This window comes from Maribacter sedimenticola, from assembly GCF_900188415.1.
Lineage (GTDB): Bacteria > Bacteroidota > Bacteroidia > Flavobacteriales > Flavobacteriaceae > Maribacter > Maribacter sedimenticola.
On record NZ_FZNV01000003.1, the window covers coordinates 692,953 to 706,922 of the forward strand.

Annotated in this window: 12 protein-coding genes and 1 tRNA gene; 5 read left to right on the forward strand and 8 right to left on the reverse strand. The window is 40.8% G+C overall.

The genetic code is table 11. The annotated features are described in order from the left end of the window. Positions 1-205 precede the first annotated feature (205 nt). A complete protein-coding gene (locus tag CHB68_RS12370) occupies positions 206-496 on the forward strand; it encodes a DUF2188 domain-containing protein (RefSeq protein ID WP_089261184.1) in 291 nt (96 codons plus the stop codon). Between the two features lie 180 nt (positions 497-676). Here CHB68_RS12370 and CHB68_RS12375 read toward each other — a convergent pair whose 3' ends face one another. The 5 genes from CHB68_RS12375 to CHB68_RS12395 all read right to left on the reverse strand — a co-directional run bounded on the left by CHB68_RS12375 (position 677) and on the right by CHB68_RS12395 (position 7,856). Beyond that, positions 677-1,714 carry an Ig-like domain-containing protein gene (locus CHB68_RS12375; RefSeq protein ID WP_143815204.1) on the reverse strand — a complete coding sequence of 346 codons (1,038 nt, stop codon included), beginning with the start codon at positions 1,712-1,714 and terminating at the stop codon, positions 677-679. Positions 1,715-1,751: 37 nt separating this feature from the next. Then, entirely contained in the window at positions 1,752-2,366 is a 615-nt protein-coding gene (locus CHB68_RS12380; protein ID WP_089261186.1) for a response regulator, read from the reverse strand. Beyond that, positions 2,363-4,168, reverse strand: a complete 1,806-nt coding sequence (locus CHB68_RS12385) for a sensor histidine kinase (protein WP_179213198.1) — start codon at positions 4,166-4,168, stop codon at positions 2,363-2,365. The genes CHB68_RS12380 and CHB68_RS12385 overlap by 4 nt, the downstream gene beginning before the upstream one ends. 29 nt (positions 4,169-4,197) lie before the next feature. Beyond that, positions 4,198-4,890 carry a hypothetical protein gene (locus tag CHB68_RS12390; protein WP_143815205.1) on the reverse strand — a complete coding sequence of 231 codons (693 nt, stop codon included), beginning with the start codon at positions 4,888-4,890 and terminating at the stop codon, positions 4,198-4,200. A 350-nt stretch (positions 4,891-5,240) separates the two neighbouring features. Beyond that, on the reverse strand, positions 5,241-7,856 hold the full coding sequence (locus tag CHB68_RS12395) for a M14 family metallopeptidase (protein ID WP_089261189.1): 2,616 nt from the start codon (positions 7,854-7,856) through the stop codon (positions 5,241-5,243). A 349-nt stretch (positions 7,857-8,205) separates the two neighbouring features. Between CHB68_RS12395 and CHB68_RS12400 the strand changes: the two genes are divergently transcribed. Then, positions 8,206-9,474: a PQQ-dependent sugar dehydrogenase gene (locus tag CHB68_RS12400; RefSeq protein ID WP_089261190.1), complete on the forward strand. Its 1,269-nt coding sequence runs from the start codon at positions 8,206-8,208 to the stop codon at positions 9,472-9,474. A gap of 22 nt (positions 9,475-9,496) precedes the next feature. Continuing rightward, on the forward strand, positions 9,497-10,507 hold the full coding sequence (locus CHB68_RS12405) for a DUF3500 domain-containing protein (RefSeq protein ID WP_179213199.1): 1,011 nt from the start codon (positions 9,497-9,499) through the stop codon (positions 10,505-10,507). Between the two features lie 125 nt (positions 10,508-10,632). On the opposite strand, the gene CHB68_RS12410 is transcribed toward CHB68_RS12405, so the two are convergent. Further along, a tRNA-Ile gene (locus tag CHB68_RS12410) sits at positions 10,633-10,706 on the reverse strand. A gap of 58 nt (positions 10,707-10,764) precedes the next feature. Further along, on the reverse strand, positions 10,765-11,169 hold the full coding sequence (gene mce / locus CHB68_RS12415) for a methylmalonyl-CoA epimerase (protein ID WP_089261192.1): 405 nt from the start codon (positions 11,167-11,169) through the stop codon (positions 10,765-10,767). A 65-nt stretch (positions 11,170-11,234) separates the two neighbouring features. Between mce and rbfA the strand changes: the two genes are divergently transcribed. Next, positions 11,235-11,627, forward strand: a complete 393-nt coding sequence (rbfA, locus tag CHB68_RS12420; protein WP_089261193.1) for a 30S ribosome-binding factor RbfA — start codon at positions 11,235-11,237, stop codon at positions 11,625-11,627. Positions 11,628-11,631: 4 nt separating this feature from the next. Continuing rightward, positions 11,632-12,837 (forward strand): ABC transporter permease, encoded by a 1,206-nt coding sequence (locus CHB68_RS12425; RefSeq protein WP_089261194.1) that lies wholly within the window; start codon positions 11,632-11,634, stop codon positions 12,835-12,837. On the opposite strand, the gene dusB is transcribed toward CHB68_RS12425, so the two are convergent. Beyond that, complete coding sequence (gene dusB, locus CHB68_RS12430) at positions 12,834-13,832, reverse strand: tRNA dihydrouridine synthase DusB (RefSeq protein ID WP_089261195.1); 999 nt, start codon at positions 13,830-13,832, stop codon at positions 12,834-12,836. The two genes, CHB68_RS12425 and dusB, sit on opposite strands and share 4 nt — an antisense overlap. Positions 13,833-13,970: the final 138 nt, after the last annotated feature.

The window sequence follows — 13,970 nt, forward strand, 5'->3', positions numbered from 1 at the left end:
TTTTTTAACAATACCCACTAATAGGTATTTTTAATCCAAATAACTGTTAATTAGTTAGTTGCATAAGAAATGCTTAATGCCAATTAAAAATGAATTGTGAGCTTTTATTTTTAGTAGCTTATAAAACCTCCAGCACGAATACCAAAAAGCAATCAAAATTCTTTTCCCCGAAAACGGTATCTTCGAGAGCCATACCTAATGCATTATGCCCAAAAACACTACATCGCAATCTTGGGTTGCTACATTAATTGAACTGGTGGAAGTCTTTTTTACCAGTTTTCGCCAAAGTAAAAGAGGTAGAACGTGGCACCAACATGTGGTGCCTTATAAAAATGCTTGGGCCGTACGGCGCGAAGGGAACAAACGTATTACCTCCAAGCATAGGCTACAGCTTACGGCAATCAACAAAGCCAAGCGATTGGCTCGTAAATACAAGGCAGATGTGATTATCCATAGAGAGGACGGCACCATACGAGACCGTATCAACTATGAGTAATTGGGCATAGAATAAAAGGGAGATGAGAAGTATTTTACAATCTCAAATTTTATACTTAGTTCTGCTTTGCATAGCCCAAAAACAATGTCTTTATAAAGAGGCCGCTGAAACTCCCTTTGGGTAAAAAATAGATGTGTTTAATAAAATGGTTTTCTATCCTTATTTTAGGTTGTCCGCTTATTATAAAACTATGTCCCCTTGTATGAGGTAGTCGGTCAGCAAGGAGCGCATGGCGTTCTGGTCCAAGCCTACCGGAGTTTCGGTACGATAGAGGGTCTTAATGATCTCCTGGTCAAAGGTGTTAAATTGGTCCGCCGGCCCGGAGCACATAACACTGGTTGCCTCGGTGTCGCAGTATTGGTCCGAGGTATGTCCCAAACCAATTATATGGCCAAACTCATGTTTAAAGAGGCCTTCATCTGGACCACGCATCCATATTCTACCTTTATAAATTTGGTAATCACTATCCGTGTTATAAAGTGCATAACCACCAAAATTTCCATCACTGATCAAGTCGTACATATCGGGCCAAATGGTCACAACAGCGCTAGTTGGACCCATAATTAGATGTACATTGGATTCTTCTGGAGTAGCCACCAATTCAATTGTAGTGCCATCTGTCATCAATACTCTAAATTCTTCCAAATAGTTCTCAACAGTAGCGGCATAATCACTTGGCAAATCTCCTTCAATATATAATTGTACCGCTCCTTGCCATTTTTCACTGAGATTGCCACCACTGGCCGTGGGTGATAATTTATACGTTAAATAAATATATTCGTTTATAAAACTTTTTTGAAAATTGGTCAATGGTCCGTCATCTTTGTCCAATATATCTATGGTAACCGTCGCAATAGTCTTATTTCCTTTTATGTCCTTAGCGCTTACATTAAACGATATTGATTGTGTGGTTTCATAATCAAAAATGGGCGTTCTTTTTGTCCAAATCTCACCTGTGTTAGCACTGACGGTCAGTTCAATATCCGATTCCAATGCATATGTAATTTTATCCCCTTCAGGGTCCTGCGCAGTAACGCTTCCAATGGAAGTTAGCTCAAAAGGGTTTTCATAAATAGTAAACTGCTGATCCGCCATTATAGGACTAGCATTAACCGGAACAGGCTCTTCAATATCCGCTACTTCATCTTTGGCACAAGAGAACATGAACAAAAGACCCACTACGCTAAGAACGTTATACACTTGCTTATTGATTCTCATATACTGTTTTATTACGATTACTATTTATGCTAACTTTCTAAAACTCATACTTCTTCTCTACCGCATACCTCAACAATTCCCCTGCACCGCTCAAACCCAATTTACGGATCATGTTCTTACGGTGGGTGTCTACGGTACTTTTGCCAATAAAGAGTTCGTCCGCAATTTGATGGCTGGTATGGCCTTTGGCAACCAATTGTAAAATTTCGCGTTCACGGGATGAAAGCACACTTTTAGAGCTGTTCCTTTCCGCATCCGGTAAGTGAATCTTTTTATCGAAATAGGTTCTGCCATCGGCAACGGTGCGTATGGCTTCCAATACCACCTCTAAACTACTATTCTTTAAAATATAGCCTTGCGCCCCGGCCGCCAGCATCTGTTTAACGGCATCATCTTGGTCAAACATCGTAAAGGCCACTACTTTGGTATGGGGCAACTCCTTTAATATAATTTTGGTGGCCTCTATACCATCTAGTTTAGGCATACGAATATCACAGAGCACAACCTTGGGCTGCCTTAACCTCACCAACTTCAACAACGCTTCTCCATTATTGGCATGGCCAATTACCGTAATGTCATCCTCATATTTTACATAGGATTTAATGCCGTCTATTAGGGCTTGGTGGTCTTCGGCTATGGCTACGGTGATCATATGGGTATATCTATTAAAATGGAAGTGCCCTTGCCCAATACACTATCTATGGTGAAATGGCCCTCTAAATGTTCTATACGCTTTTCTATATTGGTCAATCCCATACCGTTTTTGCCCTTTACGGCGTTGGTACGGTCAAAACCTTTGCCATTGTCTTCTACAATGATGTTCAAGGTGTCCTTATGTTGGGTTAATTGTATATTTAACGTTGTGGCTTCGGCATGTTTAATGGCATTGGCCACCAATTCCTGTACCGTTCTAAAAAGGCTTAGTTCCAATGAATTTTCAAGTCGGTCGCCCATGCCGAAATCTTCCACGGTTACCTGTAGCGCATTGGTTTCGGTAATTACCTGGGCCATTTTTTTTATGGCGGGCAATAGACCTTGGTCGCTCATTACGCCAGAGTTTTTGCTATGGGCCATACCCCTTACTTTTTGATAGGCCTCTTCCAATAAGGTTTCCGCTTGGTGCAAGGCCGGGTCCTTAAATTTGCTTTTCACGGTGTTGAAATGCAGTTTTATCGTTGCCATTAGACTGCCCAAATCATCATGTAGTTCATTGGCCACCCGTTGTCGCTCCTTTTCCTGGCCCTCTATCATGGCATCTATACTAACGAGCTCTTGCTGCTTTAATAGGTTGTCTACCCGTTCTTGTTTTAGTTGGGTTTCCTGTTCTGCCAATAACCGTTTTTTGGTCGTGTTCTTCTGAAGTAATAGGGCAAAACCAGCACCAAAAACCAATGCAAGTGTAGTAACTATTAGCCAATTCTGAGTTGATTTTCGCTTGTTCTCACTAATAATTTGATCTAATTTTAATTTATCGGTTTGATTTTCGACTGCTAACAAAGAGGATTCCAGTGTATTGTTTTTATACCCTAAGTTATATTCGGCAACTAATGAACGATTTAAATAAAAATAAGCCGAGTCATGTTTAGCTTCAGTTGCAAAAATATCTGCAGCTAGTCTATCGTCATAAAATTGATCTTTTAAATCTTTACTTGTAGTTCTAGATTGCTCTAAGTATTTTTTAGACGCCCTTAAATCCCCTTGCAGAAGTTTGGTGTCTGCCAATTGCCAAATGTTTGAGTTTTTCAAAGACTTAAAATCAAGTTTACTTTTACATAAACTATTTGATTTAATGAAATAATACTCCGCCAAACTATAGTCTCCTTTAATTTTAGCTTCAATTCCTTTTTCATGAAAATAAACTGGATAAAGTATATGTGTATCCGACAATTGATTAAAAATAGAATCTAATTTCAGCACATAATCAAAATAATTAAAATCCACCTTTAATTCTTGGTTTGCCTTCGAGTAAAAAACCAATTGATAAAGCAATAGTATAATTTCATCTTCGATATCTGCCTTAATATCATCGAAATAATTTAGATATAGTTCAAATTGTTTACTGCCGATAAAGATTTCCTCTTTCAATAAATCTAATATGCCAATAAGTGCAGTTTTGGTATAAGCAATGTTTCCTAAGCTTTCAGAGATAGCCAAAGCTTTTGAAAATTCTTGGTAGGCAATAATCGTTGAGTCACCGCCTAATAATTGAGCATTATAGCCAGCTATCATCTTTTTTAGAAATAAAACATCTTTATTTTTAGATGTATTGGTACCTAAATCGACGGGCTTTTTGTGTATACGTAAATTAGATAATTTAATACAATAGCTTCTTACAGAATCGTTCTTTATTTTTTCCGAAATTTTCAGTGCGTTTTCATATTGCCTGTTTTTAAGATTTACTAAAACTGTCTCCGTTGTAATGTCTTTTTCACCTTGTTGAATAAAAATAAACATCAAGAAAATGATTAGACTTTTACACATTATCAATACAATTTATTGTACCCTGTTTTACACCTTAATCCTGGTCTTAAAAAAAAAGAATCAATATTTACTTGAGAACTTCTTTCTTCATAATTTTCTTTTTGAACAATATGGGTTAGGCCATCAAATGCAAAAAACTCCGTATCTACAATGAAATTATTGTGAGGTTTAATTTTAAATGTTCCCAAATCATTTTTAAATGTAAAATCTCCCTGAACATTTTCAAAATCTTCTACTTGACTTTCAATGAACATTGGCATCAGATACTTTTCTGTAACTACAATACTGTTTTGTTTTAACTTTATAATCTCGTCAGTTAACGGTATCTGGCATGAAACTTTTGTAATTGCTTTATTAAATTTTTTTGCTCTCACATATATCTTAAACTTTAAAGAATCGCTCTTAATAGAACAACTGTCTAGAACGGCTTTCTCTATTCCCATAAAAATTTTTGATTTATAATTCATTATAATGAATTCTGCTCCTAGTAATTGTCTGACGCTAGCCTCATCAGTTTCTTTTGATATTAATTTACCATGAATTCCATAATTTGAATTATAGTTCTGGCTTGACATAAATGGCTGAAACTCTTCTGAATTCATAACTAGCGTTCCGTTCAAATTTATTGTTTCTTCTTGAGCACAAATAAGATTAACAATAAGCAAGAAGGAAATTAAAGTCTGTAGTTTTTTCATGGCTTTTGTGTTTTAGTGATTCTTAGTTTTTTGGTTTGGTTAAAATTGAAATAAATTATAAAGAAATAGCATCCCTATAAGTGGGTATTTTAAAACCGCGGTACTTATCATTCATCAATATGAAAAAGACGGCATCACTACAAAGTAGCTATCAAGCAGGGGGAAGGATGATAGGCGTTGCTACTCAATTCATTAACAATTTAATGTTTTATCCGGATATATCACAACGGAAAACACAGTAATCAACTGACCAACAACCCTTTATCGCAATAAACTTTTAGACCACATAGAAAAAGCCCCTATCAAGAGTTCTTGATAGGGGCTTTTTTTATCATATCTAAGATAACGTACTACTCCGCTGCTCCTTCATAAATGGTGTTGAAGATCAATTTGTACGTACCACGGGGCTGTGCCCTAAACTGGGGCCTGAAAGCAAATAATACTACAGAGCCCTTGCCATATTTTGCCTTTACCATGGCCGGTTTCTTGGCAATATATTTCTTTTCGCCCATGGCCCAACCGCTCATAAGCAGGTCTTTTTCCGCATAATTGGCAATTACCTCAATTTCCGGTGCGGGAGCATCGGCTATTTCTTCGGTGCCGCCTTCTCCCTTTTTCCTCTGCTTGATAATCTCAAAGGCACGGCTTTTATTGAACGATACCGCAACGGTATCCTGCATACCAAATGCCAAGGGGTGCGAAGTATCAAAACCTGTCTTGATCAACGATCCCGGTATAAAGAATTGCTTACTACTGGCGCCTTCCGTAGCATCCTTTAAAGGCAGTCCAAATTGCTCGATCACAAAATTACTGGCCTCATCGAACGCCATAAGGGTACCTCCATTTTTTACATAATTGCTCAGTGCCAAGGAACCTTCAAGACCCAAGCCTCCAGTAAACTTTTCTGGCATGGAGAGGGTCGTATGCCCATGTAACAATGATTTTACACGTTGTGACGGTAATATCAGCACATCATACTTGGATAGGTCCGCCGTTTGTATATCCCGGTCATGTAGGGTATCCGTCTCAAAGGTATATTCGTCCATTACAAAGCGGGTCCAGCCTTCATCCATATTGGACACCCAAGATTTATACAGTCCCACTTTAGGGGTGTGTATCTTGACCATATCTACCTTAGGTTTTGAGGATAGGGCCGTAAACTCCAATCCGTATGTATTTGCCAATTCATCTACAGAGGCCGTACCTCCAGAAACTACATAGGAACCTGCCGGATGAGTGGTCTTGCCCAGCTTTAATGCTGCCTTGGTCCTATATGCCGTTCCTCCTCCTTTTAAAATTTTGTTGGTAGCAATGACGGATGCATTGGAATTGGCGCTCAATAGATATCCAAAATCAGCCTTTTTAGGACCGTCCGGTGCATAATACGGTACCAACCCGTCCACTTTCTCCGTAGCAATATCCATGGCCGTAGCAATTCTATCTACAGACACGCCCATTTGTAAGGGCAATGTCCACCCTGCCAAATCATAAGGGGTATCCGGTGGGCCACCGGGATATTGAAAACGGGTAGGATAATTCTGTTTTTCCAAAAGATCCATTAAATAGGGTCTAAATGCCTGTCCGCCATAGATTACATAGGACCCTGCATCATATTTGGTGCCGTCCACTTCAAAAGGTTTGGTAGCTTTTTCAATCTCTATACCGCCCCGCAACAATACGTTCACCAAATTAACGGACTCAAAAGTATCCCATTGGTCCTTACCGATGACATAGGCATAGGGACCTTCCGTTTTTGCCTTTTCAATGGCCGAAGCTCCCATTTTGTAAATATTATGTAGATAATTGCTCTTGCGGTCCGCAGCCAGGTCCAATGTGGCCCAGGTGGCGGTCAACATATAATCTACCGCATCCCTAAAATGTGATTCCCCACCTTTCCATGGGTCGGGATACATGATATCCGTACCGTCCGTAGGTGTACCCCCCGCTACGGTCTTGGGCAATTTCTTTGGGTCATAGAACCGTGGAGTTGGAGTTGTGTGTCCGGTTTCGGTCAAAATACCGATCATATTATGGTAGTAAGGCACGGTACGCCCACCGCCGTTCCAGAACATGGTATAGAAATTATCCGCTATGGCACCCGGCATGTTTTCCAATGAAAAACGCTTGGTCATGGCAGAACCCACCTCACTTACCGCAGCGGTTATGGCCGGGTGGATCTTTGGGTTTACGGGATCTGCATAGGGCGGTAAGGAAATCTTGGTCCACGATGGCGAGGACTGGTGGTGGTTGTATACTATTTGTGGATACCATTCATTGTACAATATCTTGGTTACATTATAGGTTTCCGGCATGGTGTTCATGAACCAATCCCTATTGTTGTCATGGCCCATATAATAGTGGTACAAAATGGGTGGGCGAGAGGTTTCATAGGCGGTACCCAGATTCTTTTTGTACCAGTCCACCACTATATCCAACCCATCTGGGTTCATGACCGGCATTAACAATGTAATGACATTTTCCCTGATTTTTTTCATTTCTGTAGACTCCGAAGTGGCCAAGGTATAGGCCAGTTCCGAGGTCATTTGCCCGTGTGCCAACTCGGTAGAATGCATACCACCATCTATCCAGACAATAGCCTTGCCCTCTTCGGACAAACGCAAGGCTTCCTGTTCATTTACCTGTACCCGTGCCAGTTTGGTGCTGATATCCTTCCATTTATCCAACTGTTGCAGATTCTCTTCGCTAGATATAAAAAGTACGTACATTTTTCTGCCCAAAACGGTTGTACCAATCTCTATTTTTTGCACCCTATTGGATGCCGCATCGAGCTGGGATAAATAATCTTCGATCTGTGAATAATCCGCAAGCTTATAATCATCGCCTACGTTAAAACCATACACATCTTTTGGAGCAGGGACATTTTGCGCCACCGCTAAGGATACACAAAACAAGGCCATTACAACAGCCAACAGTTCGACTTTGCAACTTGTAATTTTTGAAATCATTTCTTTGAGTAGTTTGTTTGGACTAGTAAATTAAGCATTACCACAGAGGAAATTAAATATTACTCAGCAAGAAAATGTTAAAAGAACTGTTAATTTCCATCTGCGTAATTTGAAGGGCGTTTAATTGCCGATTTGAAAGGTCAACCCCCCTCATTAACATTTTGTCAACCAAAGCCCATACACCCTTTAGACGTAATTTTATCTTTTTAAAGGCCTAAAAAAAATTGATGATAGAGGACTTGCCACTGCATATACCTGAGCTTTTAATATGTCCTAGATTGTTAAAACCTATACCAACCCTAAAATAAAATCTTACTTTTAACGGTACCAACAACCATAAAACCAACCAATGACAACAAAGACCAAAACCAAAAGCCTGCTTCATGTAGGTGCTTTTGCAATACTGGTATTCTTTACAGGATGCAAGGACGAAACCAAAACCCCTGAAAAAAAGGCAACCAATAACACAATTCTTAAAGCTCCGAGCGGATTTTCAGTAGAAGAGATAGGGAAAGATTTGGGAGCTGTACGCCACTTGACCGTGGCCAGCAACGGGGATATCTATGCCAATAGGTCCGTGCTTAACGAAGGTAAGGCCATTATTGTTCTGAAAGATACCGATGATGATGGTACCGTGGACACACAGCATGAATTCGCAGACCTGCCCGGTACCGGAATACTGGCTACGGATAAATATCTCTACGCTTCTTCAAATGCTGCCATATTCCGATATGCGTTCAATGATGATCTAGAACTAATGGATACCGATAATCCTGAAAAAATAGTGGACGGCCTTATTGATATGGGTGCGGACAATGCTAAGCCTTTTACCATAGACAAGGACAATACCCTTTATGTGACCATTGGTTCCTGGAACGATGCCTGTAGGGATAACGAAACACAGGAGGGAATGATTCCTTGCCCCATTTTAGAAACCGCCGGAGGTATTTGGAAATTTCAGGCCAATGTTCCTGACCAAACCTTTACAGATGGGGAACGGTATGCAACGGGACTTAAAAATGCGGTGGGTATTACATGGAACCAAAGCACAAATTCATTGTTCGCCACTGATCACGGCCGTGGTGGCCTGCACAATTTTTATCCGGACCTCTATTCCAAAAAACAGGATGGGGAACTACCGGCGGAAACTTTGTACGAAATAAAGGAAGGTGATAATGCCGGATGGCCTTCTACCTACTATGATCCAATACAGAACAAACGTGTACTGGCACCGGAATATGGCGGGGACGGTGATAAAGAGGGAGAAATAGACGCTATTGAACCCCTAATGGCCTTTCCAGCTCACCTAGGCCCCAATGATTTGCTTTTTTACACCGGGAATATGTTTCCGGAAAAATACAGGAACGGCGCCTTTATAGCCTTCCACAACCAATCTCCAGAGCTTAAAATTGGTTTTTTGGTTGCTTTTGTGCCCTTTAAAGACGGTAAACCTAGCGGAAAATGGGAAATATTCCTGGATAATTTTGCAGGATATGACCTAAAAAACCCTGAGGGAGGAACTTTGCTACATAGACCTTGTGGACTGGCTCAAGGTCCCGACGGCGCCCTTTATGTCTGTGACGATTTTGGCGGTAGCATATTTAAAATCACTTATTAAGTATCAACTAAAAAACGAAATCATGAATCAATTAATGAACAAAACGCTAGTATGGGTCGTATTGGCCATGGCCCCCAGTTTGGTGGTTGGCCAAGATGCATCCATCGCCAGTACGTTTATATCCACCTTGACCCATTCTCAAAAAGAACAAACCGTATATCATTTTAAGGCCGAAGATCGGGATGATTGGCATTTTTTACCGTGGAGTTCCTATAAACGCCAGGGCATCCCCCTAAAAGAACTGAATACGGCGCAGAAGGATTTGGTGCATCAGCTTTTACAATCTTCGCTTAGCGATACCGGCTATCAACAGACAACTGAAATTATTGCGTTGGAGCATGTATTGGCCGCAAGTTCCGGTGACCCTGTTTATAGGGACCCCGAGCAGTACTATATTGCCATTTATGGAGACCCGGCCCAAGATGATGTTTGGATGTGGAGTTTTGAAGGCCACCATGTAGCGCTACAATTCACTACCGTTGGTGATACCGTTTCCTATACCCCAAGGTTTTTTGGTTCAAACCCCGGTAGGATCATGGAAGGTGATCGCAAAGGTTTTAGTCCGTTAATCAACGAAGAGGATATGGGCCTGCAACTGATACATATGCTTACCGATGAACAGCAGAAGGTAGCTATTGTCAGCGAAAGGACCTATAATGACATTATTAGCTTTAACACCCCTGTGGCCAAAAAACCGGATTTAGAAGGTATATTGGTCCAAGACATGACGGAGAAACAGAAAAAATTATTGATGGATATTATTTACGAATATGCCTCTACCATACCTGCAGATCAGGCCATGCAACGTATGGGCAGTATCCGCAAAGAGGAGCTTGAAAACCTACGGTTTGCATGGGCCGGTGCCACCGAACTTGGTAAGGCACATTATTACCGTATTCAGGGAAATACCTTTATGATCGAGTTTGATAATAGTCAAAACAATGCCAACCACATACATACCGTATGGCGCGATTTTGATGGTGATTTTGGTAGGGATATCCTAAAGGAACATTATAAGAGCCATACCCACTAAACCTCTACTACATTTTAAAAACCCCTTAAATAACACATTTAATTTATAGGGTTGATGATATATAAAAGGCTGGATGTAAAACAAAAAAACCCTTCAATTGCTTGAAGGGCTGTCCTCGAAGGAAGTGGTCCCACCTGGGCTCGAACCAGGGACCCCCTGATTATGAGTCAGGTGCTCTAACCAGCTGAGCTATAGGACCCGCGAAATGCGGATGCAATATTACTACTTATTTTTAACTGTCACAAACAAAATAAGCGTTACTCTTTAATTTCTTGGCACAACTCTACCAGCACCCCATTGGCGCTCTTAGGATGAACAAAGGCTACCCATTTATTATCCGCACCTTTTTTGGGCTTCTCGTTCAACAATGTAAATCCTTCGTGCTTTAAACGTTCCATCTCCGCTTTAATATCATCTACCTCAAAAGCAACATGATGTATACCCTCGCCCTTCTTTTCCAAAAATTTGGCAATTGGTCCGGTAGGATCCGTTGCTGCCAAAAGCTCGATCTTATTAGGTCCGTTTTGAAAGAAAGAGGTCATTACCCCTTCACTGGCAACTTCTTCCTGTTTATAGGGTGCAACGCCCAATAATTTCTCAAAAAGTTTATTGGAATCCTGCATGTTGTGCACTGCAATTCCCAAATGTTCTATCTTTTTCATGCCTAAATTGCTTCAGAGTGCATTCTATAGGGCTTAAGATACATTTTTCTATGTACTTTTGCAGTATGGAAACGCAAAGACAACGTAAAATAGCTGGGGTCATTCAAAAGGATATTGTCGATATTCTACAGAAGGCCGCCATAGATGGGGGACTACGAAATACGCTTATTTCGGTTTCCAAAGTTTCCGTTACGACAGATTTGTCCATCGCAAAAATTTACCTGAGCATTTTTCCCAATGATAAGGCCGGTGAACTTATGGAAGGCATAAAATCTAACCAGCCTTTAATTAAGCACGAACTATCACAGCGTACCCGAAATCAATTACGCAGGGTTCCAGAACTATTGTTCTACCTTGATGATTCTTTGGACTATATAGAAAATATTGAAAAATCGTTAAAACGCGAGGAAAACCCTATTGAAAACAGGGATTTATTGCCCAAGCGAAAAAAGTCCTGATCGTTTGAATTTTCCCTTATATATCGCCAAACGATATGTGCGTTCCAAAAGCTCACAGAACGCGGTCAACATTATTAATTTTATTACTTTTTTGGTAATCGTTATCGGTTCTGCCGCACTGTTCATTGTACTGTCCGCATTTGCCGGATTAAAAACTTTTAGCCTTTCGTTTACCGAATCCTTTGATCCACAACTAAAAGCCTTACCCATTACGGGAAAGACATTTTCATTGACCCCGGAACAGGAACAAAAATTGCTGGCAATAGATGGCCTGGCACACTATTCCAAAGAACTGGAGGAAAAAGTTTCCTTGGAACATAAAGGGAAGAACCATATTGCGTACATAAAAGGAATAGACAGTAATTATACCAAAGTAACGGGCGTAGATAGTACCTTGTACATTGGTGACTGGACAATTAACGACACCCAAGTGGTATCTGGGTTGGGTATCGCCAATATCCTAGGGGTAACCATAAACCAGTTTAGAAGCCCATTACAGATTTATGCCTTTAAACCGGGTAAGGGCTCTATTTCTCAACAACGCATTTCATCGCTCTATAATCAACTGCCAATGGTAATTGGTGGGGTATATGCGGTGGAGGCAGACCTGGACAATAAATATGTTTTTGCCGATTTACGCCTTACACAGGCCTTATTGGAGAAAGATTCGCTACAGGTATCTGGGGTAAATTTTAAAATGGACGAGGGTATTGACCCCAATACCGTGCGCCCTGCATTACGTGCCGTTTTAGGCCCTAATGTGGTGTTGAAGGATAGGCAGGAACTTAATAGTACGCTGTATAAAATGCTGAATACCGAAAATGTTGCCACATACCTTATTTTCACCCTTGTACTGATCATTGCCCTGTTCAATGTGGTGGGTGCCATTATCATGATGATCTTGGACAAACAACAGAATTCTAAAACATTATACAGTCTAGGAACAACGATAAAGGAATTGCGACACATTTATTTTGTCCAGGGAATATTGGTAACCGGTTTTGGAGGGTTGATCGGAGTTTTAATCGGAGTGCTCCTAATATGGTCCCAACTAACCTTTAGCTGGCTTATGATTACACCTTCTCTTGCCTACCCGGTTAAATTTGAGTTTATCAATATCGTCATTGTACTGACTACAATAGTGGTATTGGGCATCATTGCATCCAAGGTGGCGAGTAGTCGCATCAACAAAAAACTAATTGAAAGCTAGGAAAGGGTAAATTCGTGGTCTCCAAATTTTTCCAATACCTCATCAAAGGCCTCAAATACCGAAGCAGAATCGTCACTAGTGACCATTTTCATACGATACTCCTTAAAATTGGGAATTCCTTTGAAATAATTGGTATAATGCCTTCTGGTCTCGAACACACCCAATGTCTCTCCTTTCCAATCAATGGACATCTGTAAATGACGGCGCGCGGCATCTACACGTTCTTCCATGGTTGGCGGGGCCAAATGTGTGCCCGTTTCAAAAAAGTGCTTAATTTCCCTAAATATCCAAGGATATCCAATACTAGCGCGACCGATCATAGCGCCGTCCAGACCAAATTCATCACGCATTTTCATTGCCGCTTCCGGAGAATCCACATCACCATTGCCAAAAACGGGAATATGCATTCTTGGGTTGTTCTTCACCTCTCTAATGGGGTTCCAATCCGCATTACCCTTATACATCTGCGCACGGGTTCTACCATGTATTGAAATTGCCGCACAACCTACATCTTGTAATCGTTCTGCAACCTCAACGATTTTTATAGAATCATCGTCCCAGCCCAATCTTGTCTTCACAGTAATGGGTAAATTGCTGTGCTCTACCATGGCCTTAGTCAAGGATACCATTAAATCAATATCCTTTAGAATACCTGCACCTGCGCCCCTACTTACTACTTTCTTTACAGGACAACCAAAATTAATGTCTATAATGTCCGGGTTGGATTTTTCAACAATTTCCACGGACTGTAGCATACTCTCCAGATTGGCACCAAAAATTTGAATACCTACCGGGCGTTCCTTTTCATAAATATCAAGCTTCATCACGCTCTTTGCCGCATCACGTATCAACCCTTCTGACGATATGAACTCCGTATATACGACATCTGCTCCCTGCTCCTTGCAAAGGGCACGAAACGGGGGGTCGCTTACATCTTCCATAGGAGCTAAAAGCAACGGGAACTCCGGTAATTGTATGTCTCCAATCTTTGGCACGGTACCTTATATTTTAAGGATGCAAAGTTATATAAAATTACGAGATGCACCTTGGAAAGGATTTGACCACTACCCTAATTGCCAGAACCCTACTTGAGCAGCATGCACGCTCAATTTAAAAGAAAGCGTGTAAATTAG

Bases quoted from the DNA above. Each gene is read 5' to 3' on its own strand.
- CHB68_RS12400 (WP_089261190.1), top strand. From the start codon at position 8,206: ATGACAACAAAGACCAAAACCAAAAGCCTGCTTCATGTAGGTGCTTTT.
- rbfA (WP_089261193.1), top strand. From the start codon at position 11,235: ATGGAAACGCAAAGACAACGTAAAATAGCTGGGGTCATTCAAAAGGAT.
- CHB68_RS12395 (WP_089261189.1), bottom strand. From the start codon at position 7,856: ATGATTTCAAAAATTACAAGTTGCAAAGTCGAACTGTTGGCTGTTGTA.
- CHB68_RS12405 (WP_179213199.1), top strand. From the start codon at position 9,497: ATGAATCAATTAATGAACAAAACGCTAGTATGGGTCGTATTGGCCATG.
- mce (WP_089261192.1), bottom strand. From the start codon at position 11,169: ATGAAAAAGATAGAACATTTGGGAATTGCAGTGCACAACATGCAGGAT.
- CHB68_RS12370 (WP_089261184.1), top strand. From the start codon at position 206: ATGCCCAAAAACACTACATCGCAATCTTGGGTTGCTACATTAATTGAA.
- CHB68_RS12380 (WP_089261186.1), bottom strand. From the start codon at position 2,366: ATGATCACCGTAGCCATAGCCGAAGACCACCAAGCCCTAATAGACGGC.
- CHB68_RS12375 (WP_143815204.1), bottom strand. From the start codon at position 1,714: ATGAGAATCAATAAGCAAGTGTATAACGTTCTTAGCGTAGTGGGTCTT.
- CHB68_RS12390 (WP_143815205.1), bottom strand. From the start codon at position 4,890: ATGAAAAAACTACAGACTTTAATTTCCTTCTTGCTTATTGTTAATCTT.
- CHB68_RS12385 (WP_179213198.1), bottom strand. From the start codon at position 4,168: ATGTTTATTTTTATTCAACAAGGTGAAAAAGACATTACAACGGAGACA.